This is a genomic window from Synechocystis sp. PCC 7509, from assembly GCF_000332075.2.
Classification (GTDB): Bacteria; Cyanobacteriota; Cyanobacteriia; order Cyanobacteriales; family Chroococcidiopsidaceae; genus Aliterella.
The window spans coordinates 855,611-881,754 of record NZ_ALVU02000001.1 but is presented as its reverse complement, the minus strand read 5'-3'; the positions used below and the strand labels follow the sequence as shown (position 1 = coordinate 881,754).

Below are 26,144 nucleotides of genomic sequence, written 5' to 3'. Positions count from 1 at the left end.
GAAACCTAACCCCATCGTTGAACAGAGTTGTTACTATCCTCCTCCGTCACCATAAGAAAACCGCCTTCCTGAAAACGGAGAAGGCGGCTCTTTAATTCCCCTGAAAAGAGAAAATCTGTTTACTCGCTTTTGAAGATATCCGCGAATTGCAAATTATTGTGCGTTCGTTTGTTATTTGGAATCAGCCCCTTTGTAGCGTTCTTGGTCTTATCCCGCTCCGACTGCCTTTTAGACTCTCTCTTAGCATCAAGTAACCTGAGTTTTTCCATTTCCTTTTCTGCTTGAGCGCTATAAATAGCCTTTAATTTTTCTGCACCACTTGCACTACTCACTATGCAGCACCTCTGTAATTCCTATCAGAATCGGTGTCATTAATCCCAAGATTCCGACCTCTAGTTACAGCTTTGCTAATTTCTTCCCTCTTATCCTCTATCGCTGCCCGCACCACTCGCCTGTCCTCGTTTAAAGCATATCTTTCCAAGCTCAAGAACTCATAGCACTGCTTAACTAGAGATAAAGCATCATCCTGACTGTATGCGCGAAAACTTGCCCCAAATTCCTCCGCAACTGGCAAGAAGACTTGAAGTTCTCCAGCTTCAATTAGTCTACCGATCGCCCCTTGAATTGCGATCGCGTTCCAATCCTCGCTTAAAATAAGACCACTGCCCGCCGGCATCCTAAAGTCGAGATTTGAACCTACACAGAAAGTAGCAGTTTTCCACACTTTCCCAAAACTTCCGTCATACAGTTGTTGCACCCCACCCGGAATCATCGCCGTAAATGAAGGGCGGCAGATCGTCCGCAGTCCAGGTATTGTATTATCGGGGTTTTTTCTAGAATCGTAAACCACGGCAACAAAGCTGGTTTTAACCAAGGTATCAGCTTCAGTAGCCGCCTCTAATTGTTCCTCTTGGTAACTCTCAACATCATAAAATAGCTGTCTGCCGATCTTGAGTGTCTTGATGCGATTTGATGCCGCGTAGCGCCTCAGAGTACGATCCGAGATCCCTAGGATAGCGATCGTTTCAGACAAATTACTCCAAGTAGTCTCAGTCCCCTTAATCATTATGCGTAAATTTCCCAGCGTAAGTCAGCATTAACTAGCTCCTGTAATATGCCCTCAACGTCAGTCCCTATTGGAACGCTTTTGCCGTCTTGCACATCTGACACAATTGCGATTGTCGTATTGAATTTATCGGCAATCTTTTTCATAGAACCAAAGTAAAAATCTAACGTCATGGGTGAACTCCGTGCTACAGATATACTACATATTGTAACATATTTTGCCGGATCGTGCCAAAAATTGCCGGATCTTTCAAAAGTTTGTCCGTCACTTACTACCACTATTCACGCGCCCTAACAGCCCCCTTAACGCTTGCTAATGGCTCAAATCCCCACACCATCTCTATTCGCGAAACCGGACACATAACTCGGCAACCCAAAATCCAGCCCTACGCCTCTCCCGCCAAATCTCCATCACAAATGTCTGAGCAGGACTTCATAATGTCCTCCCCTCCGCCCCTCGCGTGGGTTACAACCGATCGCACCCAACTAATGTGAGTAAACCGTCACATTCCTGTTCCTTCTCCCCTCAGTAGCTCGTCTCTCGCTGACTCTGTTGATTAACTCTCGCTGTTGTTTCTACTGAATCATCCTATATCGATTACAACTGACTATACGTACACTAACAATAGTTTTGCTGAGTTAATTTGTTTAGTTTTCCATCGAGGGTTAACTTGGCAAGCAATCACCCAATTAGTAACCAGTTTTCGTGATTGGCTTAATTTGACTCCTTCTGAGGTTATACTAGCCGGAGTCAAATTAGTGTATTTCTTTCCTACTCATGCGTTGGCAGTTTAACTCTATAGTGAAAACTGATTAATTGTAGGCGTAATACCTTACTTGTAGGAGTAGTGTGCGAAATCCAGAAGATGTTAAGTCTGACCTAGTTCAATTAATTCAGGACTCAAAAGATGTATCGCCTGAATTAGCATCTAAACTAGATGAAATGAGCCGTTGGATCGTTAAAAAAAAGTCCGGTCTTTTGAGGAGTAAAAGCCATGTCATGCAGTTACTTCAAGAATTAATAGAAGATTCAACCTTTTGGCTCAGTATTCAACTACTTTCTGAAGAAGACAAAAGCGCTGAACTTGCTGAATTATCAACGCTAGAGATGTATTGGTATTTACAGTTGTTTCCGGCTTGGTTTAATGAAAAAGATCCTAAGCTACACATTTGGAAGGAAAATCTGATGGCAGGGAACTTTGAAGGAAAGGATGCTGCTTTCATTAATAAAGTCTGTTCAAAACTAAAAAACTGCGGTGGTGAAACTCTAAACCCATTTATTGCCGATTTATCAATGTCAACAGACTTCATCGCCTCTGGAAGCCAACAAATTCCGCTTTGCGTTCAAATAACAACCGTCAGAGATGCTCTATCCACCGATAAACAAAGTCAATGGCAGAAAACTTTAAAACATTGGAGTATTAGACGTGGGATATTTATAAGCTATAATCCCAGTCAAATACAGGTGGATGTTAAAATTGCACAGTATGCACTAACGCATAGTGACAGATTACCTGAGCAGTGCTATCATCAATTAACTATTAGATAATTCGTGAGGTCAAGATGACCACTCAAACGAAAGAACAACGCGCCCAAACAATTGGTAAAGCTAGAGAAGCTCTCCAAAAGGCAAGAGCTTTAAGGGAAAGTCGCCAAACTTTAGGTGTAGATGGAATCAGTCAGTTCGTTGAAGATGTAGATGGCGACTGGCTAGAGAATTGGTCAGAAAAAGACCTAGATCAATTGGCTAGAAATGACAAAAAGATTTTGTGTCCTATCTAAAAAAATTACAATCACCTCTTTCAAAGCAACCCAAAATTTAGGAAAATGTTACCTAAATTTTGGGTTGAGCATTGGTTGAGCGATATGACTTCGCTACCCCCCTAAAGTAAGTCGGGTAGATCAGGGCGGTTAATCATGTGTCCGTAAGTTTTCTGAATCATTGTAGTATCCCTGTGACCTGCTATGTAAGCAATGCCAGTAAGGGGAACACCATCTTCTACCATGTGGGAGATAAACGAGTGTCGCATGATGTAGGGATGTCGGTATTCAATTCCCACCTCATCCAGTATTTTTCTCCAAGCGCGATCGCGAAAGTTGTTATCGTCAATAGTTGTCCCTGTGGGGGAAGGAAATACTAGATCGTCAGGTTTGAGATTGATAGTGGAATCTTTACGCGATTGGAGCATAGCCTTTAATTTCCCCTTGCATGGGATAGCTCTTAAGTTCTCTGTTTTAGTCCCTTTCCTTACTCTATGAGATGAACTACCGTCATCACCCCTAGCCATAACCTCGTATATTTCTATTTCCTCCCGACTGAAACTGATATGTTTCCACCGCAGCCCGATCGCCTCTGATGTCCTTACCCCTGTGGCAAAGAGGAACTTTACATAATCGGTGTAGTGGGAATAGTAACGGGAGTTCTCAAAGGCAATAATGATTTGCCCAATTTCCTCTTTACTAAATGGCTTAGGCTTTGGTTTAGCTCTAGCCCTTTGCGCTTTAACTCCTTCAAAGGGGTTGGTAGTCATTATTCCTTGAGTAATTGCCCACTTACAGCATTTACGCAAGTAGGACAAGCGATCGTTAACTGTTTTACTGGACAATCTAGAGTTCATCCATGAGATAAATTTAGGCACTTCAGTTAAAGTAATCGGCTTACCATACTTGGCAAGCATTATCGTAATTGGTTTCCAGTGGTTAGTGTATTGCCTCTCAGTCAGGTTTGAGAACTCAACAAACTTGCCCCAATTAGTGACTAGCTCCCACTGTTCTGCTTTAATCTCCTTCACCTGTGCGATCGCTCTGTCCGCGAGTCGTCTGGCAACGCTGAAAGATATAGGCTTATAACTGCTTAGAGTTGGATCGAAATTTCCCGCGAGGCAGTCAGCATAAATTTTACTAGCTAATGCCTCAGCCCTAGCCCTGTCTACCTTATCTGTGTAATTGCCTAATGTGAGACTATGTGATCGTCCCCCAAAATTGAATCTAATTAGGCAGCGCCCGTTGTTATTTCTAACTTGAATTTCCCTCATTCTTTATGCAACTTTTTATGCAAGAATGAGATGCTAGGCTGTCAAAGGACTACGGTACAAAGGGTCTTACACCGTTTCGGGCTGCGATCGCACCGCAGAGGTCAGGGGTTCGAGTCTCCTATTCTCCATTTTCCCTACTTCCCGCAGCATCCTATTAAGGATACGGTGTTGGAGTTAACTACAGTCGAGCAGTAGTTAGTAATATAAACACTATTAACTAAAATTTGCTTTTCTTCAGAATAATGAGAAAACTAATAACTATTTTTATCAGCGCGATCGCATTAATAATCCTTGTTACTACTCCAGTATTGGCTGCATCAACTACTGAAACTGCTACGCTTTTTACTAATAACTGTGCGGGTTGTCATATAAACGGCGGTAATATTGTCCGGCGTGGTAAAAGTTTAAAGACAAAAGCCCTAAAAAAATTTGGCATGGATTCAACAGATGCGATCGCTCAATTAGTCAAAAATGGTAAATATGCGATGCCAGCTTATAAAGGTCGTCTTACAGATCAACAAATTCTTGATGTTTCCGCCTATGTATTAGAGCAAGCCGAACATGACTGGAAATAATAGGTTTAAGCGTCTTCTAACTGCTATTCTTTGCTGTTGCTTTCTGTTAGGGGTTTGTGAAAGTGCGATCGCTGATGATATTTATCAATCAAAAACTATCCATAGCTCTGATGGTATCGGTAAGTTTTACCAAGGTAGAGAGATTGCAAAAGTTATGGGACATACTGAGGCACTGTGGCTAGAGCGTCCATCGCGGGAAGTTGAAGAACAGCCACAGAAACTAATAGAAGCTTTAAATCTTGAACCTACAAACATTGTAGCGGACATAGGCGCAGGAACAGGCTATTTTAGCTTTAAGCTAGCGCAAAAATTACCTTTAGGCAAGGTCTTAGCGGTAGATATTCAGCCGGAAATGTTAGATATTATTGAGTTTTTAAAAAATGAAAATAAAATAACTAATGTAGAGCCTATTTTAGGCACTCTTACTAATCCGAACTTACCGGAAAATAGTATTAATTTAGCAATTATGGTTGATGCTTATCATGAGTTATCGCAACCTCATGAAGTAATGCAAGAAGTTGTTAAAGCTCTTAAAACTAATGGCAAAGTAGTATTAGTAGAATATCGCCGAGAAAATCCATTTATTGCGATTAAAAAGCTGCATAAAATGACTCAAAAGCAAGCAATTAAAGAAATGTCCGCCGTTGGTTTAGAATGGGTAGAAACGAAAGAGTTTTTACCATCTCAACACTTGCTGATTTTTAGTAAAGCTTAAATTACATAGAAATCTGCCCCCAACCCCCAATTCTGGGGGCTAAGATTCTTGTTCCTCCAAGCTTGGGGGCGAAACCGTTCTGCTGTTTACAACTACTTTAGAATTGCTATATCTGCGGCAAATTCACCTAAGTTTTCCTGTCTCCATTTCGCGTCTAACTTCCGATTAGTTTGTAATTCTAAAACTCTAATTCCTGTGCTGGGAAGCTTATTTAATTTTTGCTGCAATTGCTCCCAAGATTTAATCAATTCATGTTCTACATTATAAGTTGCACACAATGACGCAAAGTTAATATTTTGAGGAGTAGCAAAAAAGTCTTCAAAAGGTGGTTCAAACTTAGAAATAGGCAACATTTCAAAAATCCCACCTCCATTATTATTGATTAAAACTATTGTTAAATGTCCAATAAACTTATTATTTAATAAAAATCCATTGGTATCATGCAATAAAGCTAAATCTCCCGTTAATAAGACGCTCCTTTGCTGACGATGAGCTATGCCTAAAGCTGTTGATAAAGTACCATCAATCCCATTTGCACCGCGATTAAAAAAAGGTTGAATTTTTAAATTATTAGGTTGCCAGAAAAATTCTATATCTCTAACTGGCATACTATTAGAAATAAATAGAAGGGTTTCTGAAGGCAAAGCTTTTGATAACAACCAAGCCGTTTTACATTCAAAGATATGCTCTATTTCTGCCATGCTAGTATCTATCTTTGCTCTAGCTTTAGCTTCACATTCACACCATAATTGTAAGTAAGAGTTGTGAGCTTTAGGAGAAAATTTGTAAGTTTCAGCTAATTGCTCTATAGAAATTGATAAATGAGTTGTTTTACCATGAAGTGGATCTAAATTATGATTACTGGGGTCAATAATCCATCTCTCGGCTTGAGTTGAAGTTAGCCAGTTTCGTAACTCTTTACTTGTGGGAAGTTCGCCTACTTGAATTACAACTTCTGGTGTAAGTTGTTTTGATAACTCAGAGTTTCTTAAAAGTAAATCGTAGGTAGAAATAAGATAAGGATTTAAGTCTGCGTAGTTTCTAACCGGGGATAAACCTTCGGCTAGTACGGGAAACTGAAGGAGTTTAGATAAATGCGCGATCGCACTTACATATTCTTGCACCTTTTCTGGTTGTGCAACCCCAGCAATAATAATACCGCGACTAGATTCTTGCCATTGCACCGGAAATATAGGCGCGGATGTCTGCATAAGTTTAGGCGATCGCAGATTTACATTACTAAAAAAATCTTCCTCCTGCAACAAATTATCTGCAATTCCATCAGGAAGTGGTGCTAAAGGATCTCGAAAGGGGACATTTATATGCACTACTCCCGCTACAGGATAAAGCGCCCTTTCCCAAGCATGAATCATTGTTTGGCGCAAATATGCCAACATCCCCATATCCACCGATGGTAAAGCTAATTCTGTTTGCCAATTTGGGTATGTGCCGTACAATTTTAGTTGGTCGATAGTTTGTCCAGAATGACAGTCTCTAAGTTCTGGAGGGCGATCGCAAGTTAAAACGATTAATGGTACTCTGCTTTCTTTTGCTTCTATTATCGCTGGGTAAAAATTTGCCCCCGCCGTACCTGAAGTACATACCAGCACCACCGGAAGCTTGCATTTACGGGCTATTCCCAGGGCAAAGAAGGCAGCCGATCGCTCGTCAAGGATTGGCAAGGCTTCTATACCTTTTTGGCTGGCAAAGGCGATCGCAAGGGGCGTAGAACGCGATCCGGGACAGATGACGGCGGTAGTCAAACCCAGACGCTTTAAGGTTTCTGCTAGTACGGAAGCAAAAAGTAAGTTGGTGTTTCTATAATCGATCATCAATCGGGGATGAACCCCATCGTTAAAGTAAGCAAGTTCTTTTTATTTTAAGTCGCCCTTTGAGGAATATTTATGGATTCGATTCAATTAACGGGGATTCGCAGCTATGGTTACACTGGCTACTTAGCGGAAGAACAAGTATTAGGACAATGGTTTGAGGTTGATGTAACGCTGTGGTTGGATTTGTCTGTAGCGGGTTCAAGCGATCGCATTACCGATACTATCGATTATCGCAGCATTATTAGCAATGTTCAGCAACTAATTAAAACTTCTAAGTTTGCTTTGGTGGAAAAACTAGCTACAGAAATAGCCAAATCTATTTTGGATGTTAGTGGTGTAGCGCAAGTTAAAGTTTGCTTAAGTAAACCTGCTGCGCCAATTCCTGACTTTGGCGGCAAAATTACCATTGAATTGACTAGAAGTAAAGATTAGTTGTAGTCGAAGTTAAAAGAGTTTTGCGGCAAAGATTTATTTATACTGGGGTGATAAGTAGCTAATAAGTTTTCTTGAGAAAGGGCGGCAATAGGCGTATCATCGGCAACTATAGTTTGATTGAAACAAATAACGCGATCGCAATGGCGGCTTACCATATCAATATCGTGAGAAACTTGTAAAATTGTCCAGTTTTCTTCTTGCTTTAATTGGTCTAATAATTGATAAAACTCTGCTGTTCCTTGCACATCTACACCAGCAAAAGCTTCATCTAAAACTAACAGTTTTCTCGGCATTACTAAGCAATAAGCTAATAATACTCGCTTAAGTTCACCACCGCTAAGAGTACCAATTGCTCTATGTTGTAAACGTTCGGCATTTACTCGCCTTAAAGCTTGGTTAATTGCTGCTTGTCTTTGATAATGATGTTGTCGAGAAAAAATTGCTATCCCTTTATTTTTTACCCAACCCATTCCTACCAATTCTCTAACACAAATGGGGAAACTGCGGTCGAATATAAAGTTTTGGGGCATATAGCCAATTTGAGAACGTAGAGATTTTAGGTGTTCAATAGGACAATTAAAAACACTTATTCTACCATAAGAACGCTTAATTAAGTTTAAAATTGCTTGAACTAGCGTACTTTTTCCTGCGCCATTTGCACCTACTACGGCTGTATTTGTTCCTGGCAATAATTCAAAAGAAACATCTCTTACTGCTAAATGCTTTCCGCGCACAACGGTTAAGTTTTCAACTCTTAATATTGGTAATTGAGCTTTCATAACTACCTACCTACCTACCTACCTACCTACTTACAAGCAGATTCTAAAGTTTTTAGATTTCCTTGCATTGCTGTGAAATAATGCTGCGGATCGAGCGTCCCCGACTCTAAAGAATCTAAGGGTTGCAAGGTTAAATTCAAGTCTTGAGATAGAGCTTTAAGCAATTTATTATCAACACCTGGTTCGCCAAAAATAGCTTTGGCTTTGTATTGTTTCACAGCATTAATTGTCTTTTGGATATCGGTAGGTGAAAGCTGATCTTCGGGAATTTCTACTACGGCAATTTGTTTGATTTGATAGCGATTAGCTAAATAAGGATAAGCATCGTGAAAACTAATAAAGGTGCAATTTGGATACTTTTGTAAACGTTGCTTGTATTCCGCATCAAGCTTTTCTAACTTTTGAATATAAGTTGTAGCATTAGCTTGATAAGTTGCCTTTTTTTCAGGATTTGCAGCAACTAAACCATCGCGGATATTTATTACTTGTTGCTTTGCCAAAACAGGATCTAGCCAAACGTGAGGATTTCCCGCTAAAGACTTTATATTTGCACTAGCGTTAATCTCTTTTAATTGAGAGTTTTGAGCCGATTTTACAGTCCCCTCCAAAAACTCCTCAAAATCAATACCATTTTTTACTAATATATTAGCCGTTGCGATCGCACTTACATTTGCTGGCGTTGCTTGATAATCGTGAACTTCTGTCCCTGGTGGAATCAATAGTTCTACTGGTTGTTCCTCCCCAACTACAGCTTTAGTGAACCAATACATCGGCAAAAAGGTAGTTACTACTTTAAGTTTTGGTGTTGGAGATGGTTGCTGCACTTGGGAATAGGATTGATTGCAGCCTGTTAAAGCTGAAAGGATTAATCCCACTATTAGTAAGCTTTTTTGACGACGCATTTTTAGCAGTTAAATGAGAATGAATATTATTATACTCAATATAATGAGAATCAATCTCATACGCGGGTAAGATGTGAAGTTGAGTATTTGACAAGTAAATATGGTATTTTGCGGAATAATTGCCGCTAGATAGTGGATTTACGGCAGATAGACGAAAAAATGTGGGTAGTGACGAGTAATAGAAATGTACAAAAGTTTATGGAACTTGATACTGGTGAGTCCAGTGGTTTGCACAATAATGTTAGGTGGGAAAGCGATCGCCGAAGAACCAGCCGCTTTAGATAACACAATGGCTCAAGTTACTTCTGTATCGCAATTATCGGACGTTCAGCCGACCGATTGGGCATTTCAAGCATTGCAATCATTAGTAGAGCGTTATGGATGTATTGCGGGGTATCCTGATGGTACTTACCGGGGAAATCGAGCTTTAACTAGGTACGAATTTGCCGCCGGGTTAAATGCTTGTTTAGATAGGGTAAACGAGTTAATCGCTACAGCTACCAGCGATTTAGTTAAAAGGGAAGACTTAGCAACCTTACAAAAACTGCAAGAAGAATTCGCCGCCGAATTAGCCAGTCTGCGCGGACGAGTGGATGCTTTAGAAGTAGCAACGGCGGAACTAGAAGCAAATCAATTTTCTACTACAACTAAGTTAAGTGGGGAAGTAGTAACGGCGGTAGCTGGAATTATTACCGGAGATGATATTGATGGTAACGATCTAGATACCTCTGCAATCCTTGGACACCGGACGCGGCTAGACTTTGAAACAAGTTTTAACGGGAGAGACTTACTGGTAACAGAACTTGCTACCGGAAACTTCCCTGGGTTTTCTAGCCAGACGGGTACAGCCGAGGGAGAATTAGCCTTTACTCAAGATGACAATAATCAGATTGGCTTAGAAGTGCTGTTGTATAGCTTTCCGATTGGTGAGAGTACAGAAATTGTATTAGGTGCAGTAGGTACAGCCTTTGATGACTTTGCAAGTACCGTTAATTTTTTGGATGGAGATGGCGCTACAGGAGCAATATCTAGTTTTGGGACGCGCAACCCCATTTATTATTTAGGAGATGGTGCAGGTATAGGGATTAAAAAAGAGTTTGGCGAAAGCTTAGAACTTAGTTTAGGGTATTTGGCAGGAGAAGCAAATAATCCAAGTGTTGGCGATGGTTTATTTCAAGGACCTTACAGCACCTTAGCGCAAGTAGTAATTAAGCCGACGGAAAGATTGAATATAGGTTTAACTTACATCAATTCTTACAACGCTGATGATACGGGGACAGGTAGCGGACGCAATAGTTTTGCTCGGTTTGACGATGTATTTTTTGAAGACTTGGGACTAGATTCGGTAGATGTACCAACTAGCAGTAATTCCTACGGTTTGGAATTATCATGGCAATTGAGCGATCGCTTTGTCTTAGGTGGTTGGGTTGGCTATACAAATACTCAGTTACTTTCGACGGCGGGAGGATTATTCGATCGCGGTGATATCAATGTTTGGAATTACGCTGTTACTTTAGCTTTTCCAGATTTGGGTAAAGAAGGCAATTTGCTAGGTTTTGTGTTTGGGATGGAACCAAAAGTAACTGATTCTAGCATTAGCTCCTCAAACCCCGATATAAATGCAGAACTAGGAGAAGATGAGGACACATCCCTACATATTGAAGGGTTTTATCAGTTTCAGGTTACAGAAAATATCTCAATTACCCCAGGAGTTATTTGGCTTACCGCTCCTGGGTTTGACAAAGACAACAACGATACCGTAATTGGAGCGCTCAGAACTACCTTTACGTTCTAACGCTGTCATCAAGGGAAGTTTTAAAAGCTTCCCTTTAACTATTGCTAGTTCCCACACCCGTACAACTTTCATCGACCCAAGACGCAATATTACTAACTCGGTTGGATGGCGCTACTCGCACTTGGTCACTCGCTACCGGAAGCTTTGGCGCAGTACCATTTTTACCATTAGTTTGCACTACAGTAGTGTTGTAAGTTATGCCATTACTACTAGAATTAATTTCCGCATTATTTGCTGTAGCAGTAATTGCTGCATTATTTGTAGCTTCGGTAAGCGCTTTAATCTCTACTTCAGGATTAAAGTTTAGTCCTAAAGCGGCAATAATTTGGTCAGGATGATTACTTAAAGCCACAATAAAAGGAAACATTTGGATTAGTTGCGGTTCTAAATTCGTTAAAGTTGCCAAAATAAAGCTAGAAGAAGGGCGACGCTGACCGTCATAAGTTCCCCAAATGCGTAATTTTGTCATCCAAGGGCGATTGCGCCGATAGTAAAGAAGCCATTTAACTTTCAATGATTGGCGTAGCTGCTGAATATCCACAAAATTACCTCAAATATCAATTATTAAAACCCTCTAGCCCTAGGATCGCCAAACTAGGTAATTTTAGTCAAGAGTTGGTTATCACATTATTTCATCTGGATCGATGCCTAATTCTTGTAGTTTTTGCCGCAAGAAGTCTGCTCTTTGACGTTCGGTTTCGGCGCGTTGACGTTCGGTATCTGCTCTTTGATTGCTGATTACTTCGGCTTCCTCTGGGATTAAAACTAAATCTCCTTCCGGCGTGAAAAACCGTAACTGTTCGTTAAGAATGCCTAGATATAGCTGTAATTCATTACTCCACAGCCAGCCTTGATCGTTAGGCGCGATCGCCTCATACTGACGATAATTAAGTTTAAACCCCGCAAACTCTAAGCTATAAGGGTCAAGCCAGAAGTAATCGGGAGTACGAAAAATATCTTGATACAGTTGCTTTTTCAATCCGCGATCGCATTTAGCGGTGGAGTCAGAAAGAATTTCTAAAATAAAGTTGGGATATTTGCCATCTTCCGCCCAAACTACCCAGCTTTTGCGCTCTTTACGCTCAGTGTCTAGCACTACAAATAAATCTGGACCTCGGACATCTTCAGATTTGGGTTGACGATCGCTGTAATAAATGCTTAAGTTAGCCCCAGCAAAGAAGTCCTGACGGTCTTGCCACAGGCGTTCTAGGCTAGTTAGTAACAAAATGATTTGTTTGAGGTGGCGGTAAGTTTCCCAGGGTGGTTCGTCGCTCAATAAGTCGCTAGGGGGAAATATTGGGGCATTAGTTTCGCTGCTTTGTACCATAATAGTTGCAGTCGTTGGGTTGCTTATAGTTTAGCTAACTGTAGACGGGAAAAACGGCGATCGCAATTTCTGCGCTTTGTACCACTAAATAATCAAATCGCCTTCACAAAGTAATAAAATTGTATTTACAAAAGCCTTTAATTCAGGACAGGCTTTGACAGCTACCATCAAATCATTGTCTTTTAGAATGCGTTGAGCATCGCGGATTTTGCTATAACTGCGATCGCATTTACCACTCTCAAATACTTCTTTAATCCGATAGGACGGCGGATTATGATGATTAACTTGCTCTGGCGCTCCAGTTGGTGCAGACTTGTTAGACTTCTTGCAGAAATAGGTTAAAGGGTAAGGGGGAAGGGTTAAAGGAAAATTCTTACCTTTTCCCGACCTCTTGCAAAAGGAACTTTTGTAAGAGGTCTATTCTTACAGAGCGAAACTGTATAAGCTGCACATCTAATGACTCTACGTGAAAGAAGTATCGATAGGCATATCAACTTCTACTGTTTTTGGTAATAGACTAATGCTTGACGTAATTCTCATATCGTGGTCTATGGAAAGATATTCTAAGTTAATTAAATTCTGAATAGATGGAGAGACGTATGAAATAGGATTTTCATCTAAATAAAGCCGCTGTAACTTTCTCAACTCTCCAATTTCATTAGGAATTTTAGTTATTTCATTTTCACCTAAATCTAATAGGGTCAAATTTTTGAGTTGGACTATATTAGAAGTTATACAACTTATCTTATTTCGACGCATAAGTAGTTGCTCCAAGTTTTTTAGCTCTTGGATTACTAATGGTATTTCTGAAAAGTAATTGTCACACAATGATAGATGTTTTAAACCAGATAGTCAGCAACTGTGTCCGGTAGATAATCGAGATCGCAACAATTAATCTTAAGAGATTCCAAAGACTTGAGCTTTACAAGTCTATGCAAAATTTGAGGAAGTTGAGCTATCTGATTAAACTCAATAGTAAAGCGTTTTGTAGTCATTCTTGCAACCAGTTATCTAAATTAAAAGAATCAGCCCAACTCATAGTTGTTAATCCATCTTCAGCATCACAAACTAACACTTCTTTGGGTTCTAAAAACCGAATTAGTCTATCGGAGTGAGTTGCTACAATTAGTTGAGTTCTTTGAGAAGCTTCTCGCATTGAATCGGCTAATAGTCGTAATAATTCTGGATGTAAACTAACTTCCGGCTCGTCAATTAAAGTTACAGCCGTTAAACTAGGACTTTGTAGAAGTGTTATTAGCCACAAAAACCTTAATGTACCTTCAGATAATTGGTGCATATACAAAGGTTTGGAAAAATTTTTGTCTTTCCAAGTCATAGCCAATGTTCCGGCGGCTACGGGGGGAAATCCTAAACGGTCAAAATCTGGAAAAGCCGCCGCAAGTGTATCTTCTATGATTTCAAATCGTTCTGACTCTGTTTCGCGTAGATAATAAAGGCAAGATACTAAGTCTTCCCCATTCGCACCTGGTAAAGTTGCAGGACTCATTGATTGCGGTAGACGGACGGGGCTTTTTGCCGCTACATTTAACGCCCCATAAAATGTGCAGGAAGCCAACCGCTTGCGAAGATTCTCTGGCTCTTGGTACATTTTAGGAACTTGATAGAGTGATGTTTCATAAGGATTGTGTTCCCAATTTGGACGTAATACATAATGTTGATCTGGCGGCTCAAAATACTTAACATCTGCTCTGTGAGAATCTATATGCTTGAGATATTCATGAGCATTAGGATTATTCTTTTGGGTTAAGGTTTCTACGCCAATTTCATAAAACTGACCTTTGGGCTCGAGTTTAAGGTAATAATCTAACGGTGCATATCCACCTGCTACACTCATGGCTAATGTGATCGCTAAACTATCAGCTTTGTCACGAGTCATCATCTCGCTTAAACCGCCCATATCAGATATTTTTGACTGCAATTGACCCTTAGCGGAGGCTGCGAGAAGCGAGAATATTTCTAGTAATGAAGTTTTACCTACACCATTAGCACCAATCATCACTGTCAAGGGTCGCATCTCAACTTCAACGTCAAATAAGCGACGGTAGCCCTCGATTTTGATAGATTCAAAGGAATTCATAGTATTGTCTTCTATATTTACAGTTGGTTTAGGAAGATTTAAGCCCTTACCAGGCATTATCATATTTTTCCCTGTATCCCGCGATCGCCCGTTCATAGACCTATTATTGTTCTAGCCAACCATGCCAGAAGATCGAGAAATTGCTGTTGAATTTGATAATGTTACTTTTAGCGTGGGCGATCGCTCTCTAGTCTCCAATCTCAATTTTTCCGTCCATCAAGGAGAAGCTTTAATACTTTTAGGGCGCAGTGGTAGCGGCAAAACTACTACGATGAAGCTAATTAATGGTTTATTTATGCCTACTGGAGGGGAAGTTAGGGTAAATGGGCGATCGACAAAGGATTGGGATTTAATTAAGTTGCGGCGTACTATTGGCTATGTAATTCAAGAAATTGGCTTATTTCCTCACTTTACGATCGCCCGCAATGTTGGTTTAGTTCCCTCTTTAGAAGGCTGGAATCCCAAACAGATTAAAGCGCGGGTTCATGAGTTATTGCAGTTGGTTGGGTTAGATCCGGTACAGTTTAGCGATCGCTATCCCCACGAATTATCGGGAGGACAACGCCAAAGAGTAGGCGTAGCAAGGGCTATAGCTGCCGATCCGCCGATATTATTAATGGATGAACCTTTTGGCGCATTAGATCCAATTACGCGCTTAGAGTTGCAACAAGAGTTTCGCAAGCTGCAACAGCAATTAAATAAAACTGTGATTTTTGTAACTCACGATATCCAAGAAGCTTTTGTACTTGCGTCTCGCATTGGTTTAATGGAAACCGGACGCTTGGTAGTATTAGAAACCCCCACAGAATTTTTAAAATCTTCTCAAAGCGAAGCGATCGCTTTTTTAGACTGTTTAGGGATGTTCAAACCGTGAATATTAGCGATTTTTTCTTAGTTAAATATGGTTCTGATATCTTTGCAGCTACAGGTAAACATTTATTTTTAGTTGGTACAGCGATATTTTTTGCCACAATTATCGGTATTCCTTTGGGAATCGTTATTACTCGTCAAGCAAATCTGCGTCAACCAATTTTAGGGATTGCTAATATCCTGCAAACTATCCCTAGCTTGGCGCTGTTTGGTTTTTTGCTACCTATTCCCTATATTGGCGGGATTGGCGATCGCACGGCAATTATTGCCCTAACTTTATATTCTTTTTTACCGATTATTCGCAATACTTATACAGGGATTATTAATATCGATCCGGCGATTCGGGAAGCTGGTAAAGGGATGGGAATGACTAGCCGCCAGTTATTATTGCAAGTAGAAATTCCTTTAGCTTTGGGGGTAATTTTGGCAGGAGTGAGAGTAGCGGCGGTAATTGGCGTTGGGGTGGCGACTATTGCGGCGGCGATTGGTGCGGGGGGTTTGGGCGAATTTGTATTTAGAGGGATTGCAACGTTAAATAACGATCTAATTTTAGCGGGTGCTGTTCCCGCCGCCGCGATCGCTTTATTGTTAGATGTAGCTATTGGTTGGCTGGAAGGGCGGTTTACAAAGGTAAGTAGAAGATGAAAAGGTTTTTGGCGTTATGCTTGGTAAGTTTTGCTTTAATTATTGGGATTTATAGTTGTTCTGCTCCTAGCAATACTATTACCATTGGCTCTAAAGATTTTACCGAGCAAGATATTTTAGGCGAACTTTTAGTGCAGCATATTGAAGCCAATACTAAGCTCAAAGTCAATCGTCGCCTGCATCTTGGCGGCACGTTTATTTGTCACGAAGCAATTAAAGCCGGACAAATTGATGCTTATGTTGAGTATACAGGTACAGCTTTTACTACTATTTTGAAGCAAAAAGCAATTACCGATCCCCAAAAAGTTTATCAGCAATTAAAACAAGATTATGCAAAGCAGTTTCAGTTAGAAGTTATGCCGCCTTTGGGTTTTCAAAATACTTTTGCCATGATTATTCGCGGCGATGAGGCTAGAGCAAAAAACCTGCAAACAATCTCTCAAGCGGCTAAATATACTCCCCAATGGCAAGCAGGTTTTGGTTATGAGTTTAGTGAAAGAGAAGACGGTTTACCAGGACTTAGCAAAACCTATAATCTCAAGTTTACAAAGCCACCTAAAATTATTGACTTAGGTTTACTTTACCAAGCATTGCAGCAAAAGCAAGTAGATATAGTTGCCGGAAACTCTACCGATGGCGCAATTCCCCGCTTAGATTTGGTGGTGCTAACGGACGATAAGCAATACTTTCCACCCTACGAAGCTACGCCAATTGTGCGTCAATCTGTTTTAAAACAACATCCAGAATTGCAAAGTGTGATCGCGCAACTAAGCGGTTTAATTGATGAAAAACAAATGCAGCGCTTGAATTACCTAGTCGAAGGCGAAAAGCAAAATGTTAAACAAGTTGTCAGCGAGTTTTTACTGGCAAAAAAGTTGATTAAATAAGGTATGGGGCTTGACTTGGGCGGCTTTTTGGTTTAAAATTTATGTTATAATGGGAAATATTTGCCCTAATAATATTTTTGCTGATATCTCGATTATATAATTGTATGTCAATAGGCAAAAATACACAAGCAAAAGTCTAATAAGAATTAAAAATTTTTACAAAAATACACAAAAATTTAATTCATCATAGATATAAAGATTAATACTGGAAAGCCTTTAATGTTAGTTGAAGCAAGCAAGCAACGCAACTGGAAGCCAATAATTAAGCAATTTGAGGCAATTGTAGGTACAAAGGGCGTAGTGCAGCGCCGGGAAGAATTGATAACCTATGAGTGCGACGGATTAGCTAGCTATCGGCAGCGCCCGGAAGTTGTGGTATTACCAAGAACCACCGAACAAGTAGCAGAGATAGTTAAGGTATGCGATCGCAATTCTATAGCATTTATTGCGCGGGGTGCGGGTACGGGCTTATCAGGTGGCGCACTGCCTACAGAAAATTGCGTACTAATTGTTACAGCTTTAATGCGGCAAATTATTGATATTGATTTAGAAAATCAGCGAGTTACTGTACAGCCTGGGGTAATTAACAACTGGGTAACGCAAGCTGTAAGCGGTGCGGGGTTTTACTATGCCCCCGACCCTTCTAGTCAAATTATTTGTTCTATTGGTGGTAACGTCGCGGAAAACTCCGGGGGCGTACATTGCCTGAAATACGGCGTAACAACTAACCACGTTTTGGGACTAAAGTTAGTATTGCCCGATGGTTCTATCACTGATGTAGGCGGACAAATACCAGAGATGCCTGGTTACGATCTTACCGGAGTATTTGTTGGTTCGGAAGGCACGTTAGGAATTGCTACAGAAATTACTTTAAAAATCCTCAAAACTGCCGAATCAATTTGCGTTTTACTAGCAGACTTTACCAGCATTGAAGCGGCGGCGGCGGCGGTTTCCGATATCATCAGCGCAGGGATAATTCCGGCGGGAATGGAGATGATGGACAATCTCAGCATTAACGCTGTAGAGGATGTATTAGCAACAAATTGCTATCCCCGCGATGCCGAGGCAATTTTACTTGTAGAAGTAGATGGTTTGCAAGTAGAAGTAGACGAAATGAAAAAGAGAATTGCAGCTATTTGTAAACAAAACGGCGCGAGAAATGTTACTTCTGCAAAGGATATAGAAACGCGCAATAAATTATGGAAAGGGCGTAAAGCAGCTTTTGCGGCGGCGGGACATCTCAGCCCCGATTATTACGTCCAAGATGGGGTAATTCCTCGCACTAAGTTATCATTTGTATTGCAAGAAATTGAAAACTTGAGTAAAAAATACGGTTACAAAATTGCTAACGTATTTCACGCCGGAGATGGCAACTTGCACCCGCTAATTCTTTACGATAATGCTGTTCCTGGGGCTTTTGAAAAAGTCGAAGAATTAGGCGGCGATATTCTCAAACTTTGCGTCCAAGTCGGCGGTAGTCTTTCGGGAGAACATGGGATTGGCGCAGATAAAAAGTGTTATATGCCGAATATGTTTACAGAAGTAGATTTAGAAACTATGCAGTATATTCGCACAGCATTTAACCCGAAAGGTTTAGCTAATCCCGATAAAATATTTCCCACACCCCGTACTTGCGGAGAAGCAGCAAATGCTCAAAATCTAAAGCAATTTGAGAAGGTAGAGTTATTTTAGATATTTTTAGTTGTAGGGGCGCAATGCATTGCGCCCCTACGGTTAATGTTTATGAATCTGCATAGGATTGCTATATTACTTTTTAGCAGGTGCTAGTACAACTAAGCCGTCATATTGCTCTTTTTTGCTAGTAGTAGTTGTTGTGGTACTAAAACTACGCACACTACCAATAACTTGCTTGAAGACTTGAAAGCTTGGAGTATTAAATGTTTCCGGTGCAAGACTATATACCCACGCCAAAGAAGAACCCATATTGATATAAAAATAACCTTGATTAGGAAATGGCAAGGAACTTATAGCTGTAGCAAAGTTGTAATCTTTTTCTAGTTGTTTTTGAGGCTGGGGTAACAATTCTGTAACTGCGCCTAATCCCGTTGAAATTAATAGAGTTTTATCATCTACCCAACTGTAAGCAAATATACTTTGTTCTCCAAAGTTCCAACTATTGACATTGAAACCATCAATATCATTGTAAGTATTAGTAGATAATGCGCCGCCAGAAAGAGTCTTGAGAGATTGACCTAATTTATTTAAAGTAGATTCAGCCTTGCTACGATTTGTTGTTTGGACAAAAAAGCCTAAACCCATCTTTAACTGGCTACTTATTAAGCCTTGTTCGGTAGGATAAGAAAACAAAGCATACTCGCCATCCATCCAACCTAGAATATCTTTATTGAGGTCTAATCCAGTTGTGCTAGTAATAGTTTGATTCAACTTGGCAAGTCCATCTTTAAATTGTGGATATCCATTTAGCGCCGTTTCTAGCATTTGCCATTGCAGATAAATATTGCTTCCAGTAGTTGCAGAGTACGCGGGTGCGGGGATGCGCGGGAGTAATTGCGCGGTATTGGGAGTTAGGATATTAGCTAAACTGGGTGTTTTGCGGTGGGCGAACAGTTGCAAGCGTAAGCCTTCTGGTTGTTCCCACACTAAACCATCTATTGAACTATATTGCTCTACTTGGGCGGAAGTAATGGCGCTGGGAGCAATGGGAAAGGGTAAGCTAGGATCTTGAGCTAAAGACTTGAATAAAGAAAGAACCTTAGTCGGGTCTTCGTAGAGGGTAAATAGGGCTTGATTATATTGAGGATGCTGGGTTAGCTGTTTAAAATTGGGGTTTTGGGCTAAATTAGCACTACCTGGAGGCTTGTCTAGTAACTGTTCAATGGGTTTAGCTGTGCTGGCTGTGACTATATATCCTGGTAGGAGTGCGATCGCCATGCCTCGATTTTTGATACTATTTCGGTTAGGCATAGGTAAATTGGGTATACCTGGGACTGCGGCTACAGACGATTTAGGCAAAGTAGAAACTGGTGCAATAGGTGCAGACGGTTTCCATTCCAAAATTTTTACACCTTTGTATTGTCTTTCGGTTACTTCTTGCGCGTTACTACTTTTTAATCTATCTATTAATACTTGTAATGATTGCTCATCTTTTACCGTCGCTAAAAGTAGAAAACTACCCTCTAAACTGCCTGGTTTTATATCTTTTTGAGGCAAAAGTGTAAAAGCTACTTGTTCTCCCAACCAGGGTTTAATATCTGTTTGGTAATTTAAGCCCATTTGAGTAGGAAGTTGCTTTTCTACAGCATTGAAAATCTGGGCAAATAGTTCAAATTTAGTTAAGCTTTGCCATTTTTCAGTTTTGGTATTAACTATTCCTATAAGCGTTGTGTCGGTGGGTAAAAACTGGGTAACTGGTGCAGGTGAGGATAGTTTTTGCGGTAGAGATTGAGAGTTAATTGGAACAGTATTTACTGCTATTATTGATGAGGTCAAAAATGATAACAATTTTTTTTACCTGGGTTTTAAAATATCAATTTGTATTCTACCTTAGTTAGCTAAATATATTAAAAACCCTTTAATTTTTTATAAATGTTTAATTCTTATGAAACTGATGATTGTAAATAAAAGGTAATACAACTGTAAATGTAGTTCCTACTCCTAATTCACTATTAACAGTAATTGTGCCGCCGTGCAATTCTACATATTGTTTCACAATTGATAATCCTAATCCCGTACCGGGAATTGATTTAACATTGCTACCTCGGTGAAAAGAGTTAAACAACTGTTCTATATCTTTAACAGGAATGCCAATACCACTATCTTTAATTTCAAAGGTTGCTTGATTAGTTTCGCAAGTTAACTTAAAATTAACTTCCTCACCTTGAGGAGAATATTTAATAGCATTGGAAAGTAAGTTACTTAAAATGTGACGGAGGAGTTTTTCATCTAAATAAGCGCTAGTATCATCACCTTGACTAATAAAATTAATAATATGATGGCTACCTGTACTCATTTGTGTTTCTTCTATTAATTGCTGGCAAAACTTGATTAAAGCTAGGCGAGTTGAATTAAGTTCAGTTTTCCCTGATTCTGACTTACCCACAAGTAAAACATCATTTAGTAATTCATTCATGCGCTTAATAGCAGCTTTGATGCGTTCAAAATATAAGTTTTTTTGTTGTTCGCTGGCTTGCTGATTAAATTGTTCTAGCAACCTAGCAGACATGAGAATAATAGTTAAAGGTGTGCGAAACTCATGAGAAGCGGTATTAATAAAGCGGGATTTGAGTTCGCCAAGTTCTCTTTCTTTTTGTAAGGCGTGTTGAATTTCAGCTTCTGCTTGCTTGCGCTCAGTAATGTCGCGAAAAATACTCCGAGTAGACACAGGTTTGCCATGCACAATTTTACAATTTACGCTACCTTCAACGATAAGTTTTCTGCCAAACTTAGTAATAAATGTAGTTTCAACTTTATCAATTTTTTCTCCTGACATTACCTGTTCAAACACTTCTATACAGTGAGCATGGCTATCGCAATCAATAATGTCTAGCATAGATATATTATCAATTTCTGTTTGGTTGTAACCTAAAGCTTCTCGCCAAGCACGATTAACATAAATAAATTTACCCTCTGGGGTAACGCTTTGAATTAAATCGTTAGCATTTTCAAATAAATCCCAGTACCTTGCTTCAGTTTCGTGTAGTGCTACTTCGGTTTGTTGGTGTTGATTGATTACGTTTATCAAATTCATTTTTACACGCAGGGCGACCTTTGTCCGCTCTTGCACTTGTTCTTCAAGAGATTTGTTAATATTTTGAATTTCGGTAAATTTATTATTTAATGCGATCGCCATTAACCTAAAATTATTTATTAAAGAGTCAATTTCAATTATTGGGCTATAAAACCATTCAATATCTTCTCTAGTAGTAAGTTTATGAGGTAAATTATTAGTTAAATCGGTTAGCTTGGCTAAAGGTTTAGATATTTTTCTGCTGACAATTATTGCTGACTCTATTGCTAAAACTCCGACAATTAAAACAATACCAAAGTTATTGATGTATAGAGAATTTAAGTAATTAATATAAGACTTTGCAGGCAATTCTACAACTATGCTCCAGGGAATAGTATCATTAATACTAATTTTTTGACCGTATAAAGATTGTTGCCAACGATTAATAGGTGTCAAATTTGGTTTAGATGGCAACCAGTTATACATTGTTGAGTTTATATATCTAAATTCTCCTTCTTGGCGGCGGGCAAAACTTGTTTCTATTTCCGTCCCCGTACTAGCAATAATGCGTTGTTGAGAATCAAGAATAGTAAATTGCCAAGATTTATTGCTATTGTTTATTTTAAGTAATTGGCTGAAGTAACGCAGATCCAAATTACTATTGACTGTACCCAAAAATTCTTTATTTCTAACTATTGGAACTATTAAGTTTACTATGGAATCGGGTAAGCTGGAATCACTGATTGCGCTACTAAGTATAGGCTTTAAAGTATTTTTTGCCTTTTCTATAAGTAATTTATTGTCTGAGTTGCCAATTATTTTATTTTGGTTGTTTCCAGAAAATGCAACTTGATTTCCTAGATTATTTTCAATGCTAATACTGTAAGAGTCTGGGAATAGTTGTTGCATTAAATCTGTACTAAGCTGCAAATTTGCCGAAGACTTAACGTTGCTTTTTACAGCGATTTGAGCTAACTTATTAAATCGATCTAAGTGAGCTTGATGCCAAGCTTGCAATTCAGTAGATAGAAAGCTGGAAGTGAGTTCAAGATCGGCTTGTATATCACTAACCAGATGATTTACAACGCGATTGCTATCCAAAAGCGTCAATACTAATAAAGGTAAAAATAAACAACAAATTAATAGATTTAAGATGTTTGATTGCAAAGATATTTTTTTGTCAGCTTGTGGACGATGCAGCCATTTGTTAAGAGGTAGGTAGGTAATTATTAAATTGGCAATTAAAGCATTCGCAATTCCATTTACTGCTTTTTTAAGTAATAAAAGTAAAACTTGCGTATTATTTAAGTTTAAAACTAAAGCATAAAATAACCAACCTAAAGGCATACCAATAATCAGCCAGTAGAGTATATCTACTAAGAGAATATTTGAAGGCTGGCGACGGAATAACCCTATAAATAAAATTTCTAAACCAAGAAGAATTGCGGCATAAGGATGATGCCATAAAACTATAGTTTGAATACTAGAAATAAGAGTTACTAAAACACCCCAAGGAGTACCAAAAAGGTACAAAACCACCAAACTAGCAATACTACCAAACAGGAAAGATATACCCCAAAATAAATCGAGGGTAAAATAGTTGCCTGCTAAGGCTGCTAGAGTGAGAAAAACTAAGGCTAAAAAGGCTCTTTTATTAATAAAGGGAGAAAACATTATGCCTTAACTATGGTTGCAGATTTAAAAAACTAATTATAAATATAATTGTTTTGCTCATGGCGTAAGTCCCTATAATATAAATTAAATCAGTAATTTTACTGTTGCTAGTATTAAATGAATTAGGATGAATGCGACTTATTCTCAAATAAACACTCTAGTTAGCCCAAAAAATTGTTGCCAGTGGGAAAACCTAGACTTTACCAAACAAAAAGAAATAACTCAAGCTTTTGCATCTTCTCATAATCCACACTGTATTATTTATCCCCAAAATCCGCCAGAACTAGCCGCAGTTATTGCCTATGCATACAATAACAACAGAAAAATTTTACTTTGTAGCGGTGGTAGCAAACTTGGCTGGGGTGGGTTGGTACAAAATGCGGATATAGTTGTGAGTACCGAAGGCTTAAACCAAATTATTGAACACGCTATAGGCGATTTAACAGTAACAGTAGAAGCTGGAACTAAATTTGCTGACTTGCAGGCTGTTTTAGCAAAATCTGGGCAATTTCTCCCCCTCGACCCCACCAGCCCCGAATCAGCTACTATTGGAGGTATTATCGCTACGGCGGACACTGGTTCGCTGCGCCAACGCTACGGTGGAGTCAGAGATTTATTACTAGGTATTACCTTTGTGCGCGCCGATGGACAGATTGCGACGGCGGGAGGACAGGTAGTAAAAAATGTTGCCGGATACGACTTAATGAAGCTATTTACTGGTTCTTACGGTACATTAGGGGCGATTTGTCAAGCAACTTTGCGAGTTTATCCGTTACCAGAAGCGTCAGAAACCGTTGTATTGACAGGAGACGTAGCAAATCTTACCCAAGCAACAAAAACTCTCCGCGCTTCGGCTTTAACCCCTGCTAAATTCGATTTATTGTCACCCCAGTTAGTCACCAATTTGCAACTAGGGGAGGGGATGGGATTAATTGCTAGTTTTGCCAGCTTAAAGGAAAGCGTAAAACAACAGTCAGCAACTCTTGTAGAAGTTGGGAAACAGTTAGGTTTGCAAAGTGCTGTTTATGCAGATAAAGAGGAAGTTAGCCTCTGGGATAGACTACAGCAGCAAATGCGCCAATCTGATGTAGAGCAAATTACTTGTAAAATCGGCGTGTTACCATCTGCGGCTGTAGAAGTATTGCTGCAACTTGATAGTATCAGTGGGGGGAAAAGCTTAATTCACGCACTTAGTGGGTTAGGGATGTGGAAATGTGCAGCCGATACTACCGTAGCAGAGATTTTAAAAATGCGATCGCACTGTCAAAGCAACGGCGGTTTTCTTACAATATTAGAAGCACCCATTAATTGCAAGCAACAGCTAGATGTGTGGGGTTACTCTGGTAACTCTTTGGAATTGATGCGTAAAATCAAACATCAATTTGACCCCAAGAATGTATTTAATCCTCACCGTTTTGTTGGCGGAATTTAGATAATTTTTTAATTTATGCAAACCGAAGATACTAATAATAACATTGCAACTCTAAGTAGTATTAATGGTTTTGACGAACAAAACCCACCCAATCCTAAACTAATTGATACTTGCGTTCATTGTGGTTTTTGCCTTTCTACCTGTCCAAGTTACAGAGTAATTGGTAAAGAGATGGATTCCCCCAGAGGTAGAATTTATTTAATGGATGCTATCAACAAAGGGGAAATCTCTTTAAACGAAGCTACCGTAGAACATTTTGATTCTTGCTTAGGTTGTCTTGCTTGCGTGACAACTTGCCCATCGGGGGTACAGTATGACAAATTATTAGTTGCAACTCGTCCGCAAATTGAGCGAAACTACCCCCGAAGTTTGCCCGATAAACTAATTAGACAAATCATTTTTTCTTTATTTCCTTACCCTGATAGATTGCGCTTTTTGCTTGCGCCTTTATTGGTGTATCAAAAGCTAGGCTTACAAAAAATTGTCCGTGCTACAAACTTACTTAAAATAGTATCTCCTCGCCTAGCTGCGATGGAATCAATTTTACCAAAAGTTACTTTTAAAGCCTTTCAAAATAACTTACCTACAGTTATTCCCGCCCAAGGTAAAAAACGTTATCGTGTAGGGATGATTTTAGGCTGCGTACAACGCTTATTTTTCTCGCCAGTTAATGAGGCGACAGTGAGAGTTTTAACGGCTAATGGTTGTGAAGTGGTAATTCCTGAAAGTCAAGGTTGTTGCGCCGCACTTCCCGAACATCAAGGACAAAAGCAGCAGGCGCAAAGCTTGGCGAGACAAATGATTGATAGTTTTGCAGATACGGAAGTTGATGCGATAATTATTAACGCTGCTGGTTGCGGACATACTTTAAAAGAATACGGACATATCTTAGAAGATGACGCAGAATACAAAGAAAAAGCTCAAGAATTTGCAAGTAAAGTTAAAGATGTTCAAGAGTTTTTAGTAACAGTAGGATTGACGGCGAAATTGCTGCCAATTACTGAGGAAACATTAACACTTGTTTATCAAGATGCGTGTCATTTACTGCACGGTCAAAAAATTAGCGTCCAGCCGCGTCAATTATTAAAACAAATTCCTCAAGTCAAGCTAGTTGAACCTATTGATGCGGCTTTATGTTGTGGTAGTGCGGGAGTTTATAATATGCTGCAACCGGAAATTGCGGAGGAGTTGGGAAACCAAAAAGTTGAAAATCTCCTTAATACTGGTGCAGATTTAATTGCTTCAGCTAATCCTGGCTGTACTTTGCAAATAAATAAACATTTAAAAATGCAAGGTAAAAAAATAGATGTAATTCACCCAATAGAATTATTAGATTTTTCAATTCGGGGAATAAAGTTACAAAAATAACT

Annotated in this window: 26 protein-coding genes and 1 pseudogene; 13 read left to right on the top strand and 14 right to left on the bottom strand. The window is 39.5% G+C overall.

The annotated features are described in order from the left end of the window. Positions 1-119: 119 nt before the first annotated feature. The 3 genes from SYN7509_RS0204510 to SYN7509_RS0204500 are packed head-to-tail and all read right to left on the bottom strand — an operon-like array spanning position 120 to position 1,344. Positions 120-332, bottom strand: a complete 213-nt coding sequence (locus tag SYN7509_RS0204510) for a hypothetical protein (protein WP_009632676.1) — start codon at positions 330-332, stop codon at positions 120-122. Next, positions 332-1,066, bottom strand: a complete 735-nt coding sequence (locus tag SYN7509_RS0204505; protein ID WP_009632677.1) for a helix-turn-helix domain-containing protein — start codon at positions 1,064-1,066, stop codon at positions 332-334. The genes SYN7509_RS0204510 and SYN7509_RS0204505 overlap by 1 nt, the downstream gene beginning before the upstream one ends. Next, the gene (locus tag SYN7509_RS0204500) at positions 1,066-1,344 is read right to left on the bottom strand and encodes a hypothetical protein (protein WP_028954097.1); all 279 of its coding nucleotides are present in this window, start codon (positions 1,342-1,344) and stop codon (positions 1,066-1,068) included. Before SYN7509_RS0204500 ends, SYN7509_RS0204505 begins: the two co-directional genes overlap by 1 nt. Between SYN7509_RS0204500 and SYN7509_RS30065 the strand changes: the two genes are divergently transcribed. The 3 genes from SYN7509_RS30065 (at position 1,324) to SYN7509_RS0204490 (ending at position 2,847) form a co-directional block, all read left to right on the top strand. Further along, positions 1,324-1,560 (top strand): hypothetical protein, encoded by a 237-nt coding sequence (locus tag SYN7509_RS30065; RefSeq protein ID WP_158506135.1) that lies wholly within the window; start codon positions 1,324-1,326, stop codon positions 1,558-1,560. The two genes, SYN7509_RS0204500 and SYN7509_RS30065, sit on opposite strands and share 21 nt — an antisense overlap. A gap of 355 nt (positions 1,561-1,915) precedes the next feature. Further along, a complete protein-coding gene (locus tag SYN7509_RS0204495) occupies positions 1,916-2,614 on the top strand; it encodes a hypothetical protein (protein ID WP_009632679.1) in 699 nt (232 codons plus the stop codon). Positions 2,615-2,628: 14 nt separating this feature from the next. Next, the gene (locus tag SYN7509_RS0204490) at positions 2,629-2,847 is read left to right on the top strand and encodes a hypothetical protein (RefSeq protein WP_009632680.1); all 219 of its coding nucleotides are present in this window, start codon (positions 2,629-2,631) and stop codon (positions 2,845-2,847) included. A gap of 101 nt (positions 2,848-2,948) precedes the next feature. On the opposite strand, the gene SYN7509_RS0204485 is transcribed toward SYN7509_RS0204490, so the two are convergent. Next, a complete protein-coding gene (locus SYN7509_RS0204485) occupies positions 2,949-4,100 on the bottom strand; it encodes a site-specific integrase (RefSeq protein ID WP_009632681.1) in 1,152 nt (383 codons plus the stop codon). Positions 4,101-4,342: 242 nt separating this feature from the next. Here SYN7509_RS0204485 and petJ point away from each other — a divergent pair, with 242 nt between their 5' ends. Then, entirely contained in the window at positions 4,343-4,675 is a 333-nt protein-coding gene (petJ, locus tag SYN7509_RS0204480) for a cytochrome c6 PetJ (RefSeq protein ID WP_009632682.1), read from the top strand. Continuing rightward, entirely contained in the window at positions 4,662-5,390 is a 729-nt protein-coding gene (locus SYN7509_RS0204475) for a class I SAM-dependent methyltransferase (protein ID WP_009632683.1), read from the top strand. Before petJ ends, SYN7509_RS0204475 begins: the two co-directional genes overlap by 14 nt. A gap of 92 nt (positions 5,391-5,482) precedes the next feature. Here the strand turns inward: SYN7509_RS0204475 and menD are convergent, their stop codons facing one another. Then, positions 5,483-7,222: a 2-succinyl-5-enolpyruvyl-6-hydroxy-3-cyclohexene-1-carboxylic-acid synthase gene (gene menD, locus SYN7509_RS0204470; RefSeq protein WP_009632684.1), complete on the bottom strand. Its 1,740-nt coding sequence runs from the start codon at positions 7,220-7,222 to the stop codon at positions 5,483-5,485. A gap of 72 nt (positions 7,223-7,294) precedes the next feature. Between menD and folB the strand changes: the two genes are divergently transcribed. Continuing rightward, positions 7,295-7,654 (top strand): dihydroneopterin aldolase, encoded by a 360-nt coding sequence (gene folB, locus SYN7509_RS0204465; protein ID WP_009632685.1) that lies wholly within the window; start codon positions 7,295-7,297, stop codon positions 7,652-7,654. Here folB and SYN7509_RS0204460 read toward each other — a convergent pair. Beyond that, positions 7,651-8,436 (bottom strand): metal ABC transporter ATP-binding protein, encoded by a 786-nt coding sequence (locus SYN7509_RS0204460; RefSeq protein WP_009632686.1) that lies wholly within the window; start codon positions 8,434-8,436, stop codon positions 7,651-7,653. The genes folB and SYN7509_RS0204460 overlap by 4 nt on opposite strands. A 26-nt stretch (positions 8,437-8,462) precedes the next feature. Then, positions 8,463-9,338, bottom strand: a complete 876-nt coding sequence (locus SYN7509_RS0204455; protein ID WP_009632687.1) for a metal ABC transporter solute-binding protein, Zn/Mn family — start codon at positions 9,336-9,338, stop codon at positions 8,463-8,465. A 184-nt stretch (positions 9,339-9,522) separates the two neighbouring features. On the opposite strand from SYN7509_RS0204455, the gene SYN7509_RS0204450 reads away from it, so the two are divergent. Next, positions 9,523-11,133 (top strand): iron uptake porin, encoded by a 1,611-nt coding sequence (locus tag SYN7509_RS0204450; RefSeq protein WP_009632688.1) that lies wholly within the window; start codon positions 9,523-9,525, stop codon positions 11,131-11,133. 34 nt (positions 11,134-11,167) lie between these two features. Here the strand turns inward: SYN7509_RS0204450 and SYN7509_RS30060 are convergent, their stop codons facing one another. From SYN7509_RS30060 to SYN7509_RS25110, 5 genes and pseudogenes are all read right to left on the bottom strand, one after another. After that, positions 11,168-11,674, bottom strand: a complete 507-nt coding sequence (locus SYN7509_RS30060; protein WP_009632689.1) for a DUF5331 domain-containing protein — start codon at positions 11,672-11,674, stop codon at positions 11,168-11,170. An 81-nt stretch (positions 11,675-11,755) separates the two neighbouring features. Next, the gene (locus SYN7509_RS0204440) at positions 11,756-12,460 is read right to left on the bottom strand and encodes a Uma2 family endonuclease (protein ID WP_009632690.1); all 705 of its coding nucleotides are present in this window, start codon (positions 12,458-12,460) and stop codon (positions 11,756-11,758) included. An 84-nt stretch (positions 12,461-12,544) separates the two neighbouring features. Beyond that, a pseudogene (locus tag SYN7509_RS31635) lies at positions 12,545-12,769 on the bottom strand (DUF4276 family protein); the annotation flags it as partial. 153 nt (positions 12,770-12,922) lie between these two features. Then, entirely contained in the window at positions 12,923-13,165 is a 243-nt protein-coding gene (locus SYN7509_RS0204435; RefSeq protein ID WP_158506134.1) for a hypothetical protein, read from the bottom strand. Between the two features lie 286 nt (positions 13,166-13,451). Next, positions 13,452-14,558, bottom strand: coding sequence for an AAA family ATPase (locus tag SYN7509_RS25110; protein WP_038021245.1), 1,107 nt, complete (start codon positions 14,556-14,558; stop codon positions 13,452-13,454). Positions 14,559-14,679: 121 nt separating this feature from the next. Between SYN7509_RS25110 and SYN7509_RS0204420 the strand changes: the two genes are divergently transcribed. The 4 genes from SYN7509_RS0204420 (at position 14,680) to glcD (ending at position 18,652) form a co-directional block, all read left to right on the top strand. Further along, positions 14,680-15,432: an ATP-binding cassette domain-containing protein gene (locus SYN7509_RS0204420; protein WP_009632694.1), complete on the top strand. Its 753-nt coding sequence runs from the start codon at positions 14,680-14,682 to the stop codon at positions 15,430-15,432. Next, complete coding sequence (locus tag SYN7509_RS0204415; RefSeq protein WP_009632695.1) at positions 15,429-16,073, top strand: ABC transporter permease; 645 nt, start codon at positions 15,429-15,431, stop codon at positions 16,071-16,073. Before SYN7509_RS0204420 ends, SYN7509_RS0204415 begins: the two co-directional genes overlap by 4 nt. Beyond that, complete coding sequence (locus tag SYN7509_RS0204410; RefSeq protein WP_009632696.1) at positions 16,070-16,960, top strand: glycine betaine ABC transporter substrate-binding protein; 891 nt, start codon at positions 16,070-16,072, stop codon at positions 16,958-16,960. Before SYN7509_RS0204415 ends, SYN7509_RS0204410 begins: the two co-directional genes overlap by 4 nt. 219 nt (positions 16,961-17,179) lie before the next feature. Continuing rightward, a complete protein-coding gene (gene glcD, locus SYN7509_RS0204405; RefSeq protein WP_009632697.1) occupies positions 17,180-18,652 on the top strand; it encodes a glycolate oxidase subunit GlcD in 1,473 nt (490 codons plus the stop codon). A 75-nt stretch (positions 18,653-18,727) separates the two neighbouring features. Here glcD and SYN7509_RS25105 read toward each other — a convergent pair whose 3' ends face one another. Both SYN7509_RS25105 and SYN7509_RS0204395 read right to left on the bottom strand, forming a co-directional pair. Further along, positions 18,728-20,431: a DUF3352 domain-containing protein gene (locus tag SYN7509_RS25105; protein WP_158506133.1), complete on the bottom strand. Its 1,704-nt coding sequence runs from the start codon at positions 20,429-20,431 to the stop codon at positions 18,728-18,730. 100 nt (positions 20,432-20,531) lie between these two features. Next, positions 20,532-23,342 carry a sensor histidine kinase gene (locus SYN7509_RS0204395; protein ID WP_009632699.1) on the bottom strand — a complete coding sequence of 937 codons (2,811 nt, stop codon included), beginning with the start codon at positions 23,340-23,342 and terminating at the stop codon, positions 20,532-20,534. 127 nt (positions 23,343-23,469) lie between these two features. Between SYN7509_RS0204395 and SYN7509_RS0204390 the strand changes: the two genes are divergently transcribed. Both SYN7509_RS0204390 and SYN7509_RS0204385 read left to right on the top strand, forming a co-directional pair. Next, positions 23,470-24,774, top strand: a complete 1,305-nt coding sequence (locus tag SYN7509_RS0204390) for an FAD-binding oxidoreductase (RefSeq protein WP_009632700.1) — start codon at positions 23,470-23,472, stop codon at positions 24,772-24,774. A gap of 15 nt (positions 24,775-24,789) precedes the next feature. After that, positions 24,790-26,142 (top strand): (Fe-S)-binding protein, encoded by a 1,353-nt coding sequence (locus SYN7509_RS0204385; protein ID WP_009632701.1) that lies wholly within the window; start codon positions 24,790-24,792, stop codon positions 26,140-26,142. The last annotated feature ends 2 nt before the right edge of the window (positions 26,143-26,144 follow it).

What these genes read in the sequence shown, in the direction of transcription:
- SYN7509_RS0204385 (WP_009632701.1), top strand. Translation starts at nt 24,790, where the DNA reads ATGCAAACCGAAGATACTAATAATAACATTGCAACTCTAAGTAGTATT.
- glcD (WP_009632697.1), top strand. Translation starts at nt 17,180, where the DNA reads ATGTTAGTTGAAGCAAGCAAGCAACGCAACTGGAAGCCAATAATTAAG.
- SYN7509_RS25110 (WP_038021245.1), bottom strand. Translation starts at nt 14,558, where the DNA reads ATGAATTCCTTTGAATCTATCAAAATCGAGGGCTACCGTCGCTTATTT.
- petJ (WP_009632682.1), top strand. Translation starts at nt 4,343, where the DNA reads ATGAGAAAACTAATAACTATTTTTATCAGCGCGATCGCATTAATAATC.
- SYN7509_RS0204410 (WP_009632696.1), top strand. Translation starts at nt 16,070, where the DNA reads ATGAAAAGGTTTTTGGCGTTATGCTTGGTAAGTTTTGCTTTAATTATT.
- SYN7509_RS0204490 (WP_009632680.1), top strand. Translation starts at nt 2,629, where the DNA reads ATGACCACTCAAACGAAAGAACAACGCGCCCAAACAATTGGTAAAGCT.
- SYN7509_RS0204475 (WP_009632683.1), top strand. Translation starts at nt 4,662, where the DNA reads ATGACTGGAAATAATAGGTTTAAGCGTCTTCTAACTGCTATTCTTTGC.
- SYN7509_RS0204440 (WP_009632690.1), bottom strand. Translation starts at nt 12,460, where the DNA reads ATGGTACAAAGCAGCGAAACTAATGCCCCAATATTTCCCCCTAGCGAC.
- folB (WP_009632685.1), top strand. Translation starts at nt 7,295, where the DNA reads ATGGATTCGATTCAATTAACGGGGATTCGCAGCTATGGTTACACTGGC.
- SYN7509_RS0204455 (WP_009632687.1), bottom strand. Translation starts at nt 9,338, where the DNA reads ATGCGTCGTCAAAAAAGCTTACTAATAGTGGGATTAATCCTTTCAGCT.
- SYN7509_RS0204460 (WP_009632686.1), bottom strand. Translation starts at nt 8,436, where the DNA reads ATGAAAGCTCAATTACCAATATTAAGAGTTGAAAACTTAACCGTTGTG.
- SYN7509_RS0204390 (WP_009632700.1), top strand. Translation starts at nt 23,470, where the DNA reads ATGAATGCGACTTATTCTCAAATAAACACTCTAGTTAGCCCAAAAAAT.
- menD (WP_009632684.1), bottom strand. Translation starts at nt 7,222, where the DNA reads ATGATCGATTATAGAAACACCAACTTACTTTTTGCTTCCGTACTAGCA.
- SYN7509_RS0204505 (WP_009632677.1), bottom strand. Translation starts at nt 1,066, where the DNA reads ATGATTAAGGGGACTGAGACTACTTGGAGTAATTTGTCTGAAACGATC.
- SYN7509_RS0204395 (WP_009632699.1), bottom strand. Translation starts at nt 23,342, where the DNA reads ATGTTTTCTCCCTTTATTAATAAAAGAGCCTTTTTAGCCTTAGTTTTT.
- SYN7509_RS0204420 (WP_009632694.1), top strand. Translation starts at nt 14,680, where the DNA reads ATGCCAGAAGATCGAGAAATTGCTGTTGAATTTGATAATGTTACTTTT.
- SYN7509_RS0204450 (WP_009632688.1), top strand. Translation starts at nt 9,523, where the DNA reads ATGTACAAAAGTTTATGGAACTTGATACTGGTGAGTCCAGTGGTTTGC.
- SYN7509_RS0204485 (WP_009632681.1), bottom strand. Translation starts at nt 4,100, where the DNA reads ATGAGGGAAATTCAAGTTAGAAATAACAACGGGCGCTGCCTAATTAGA.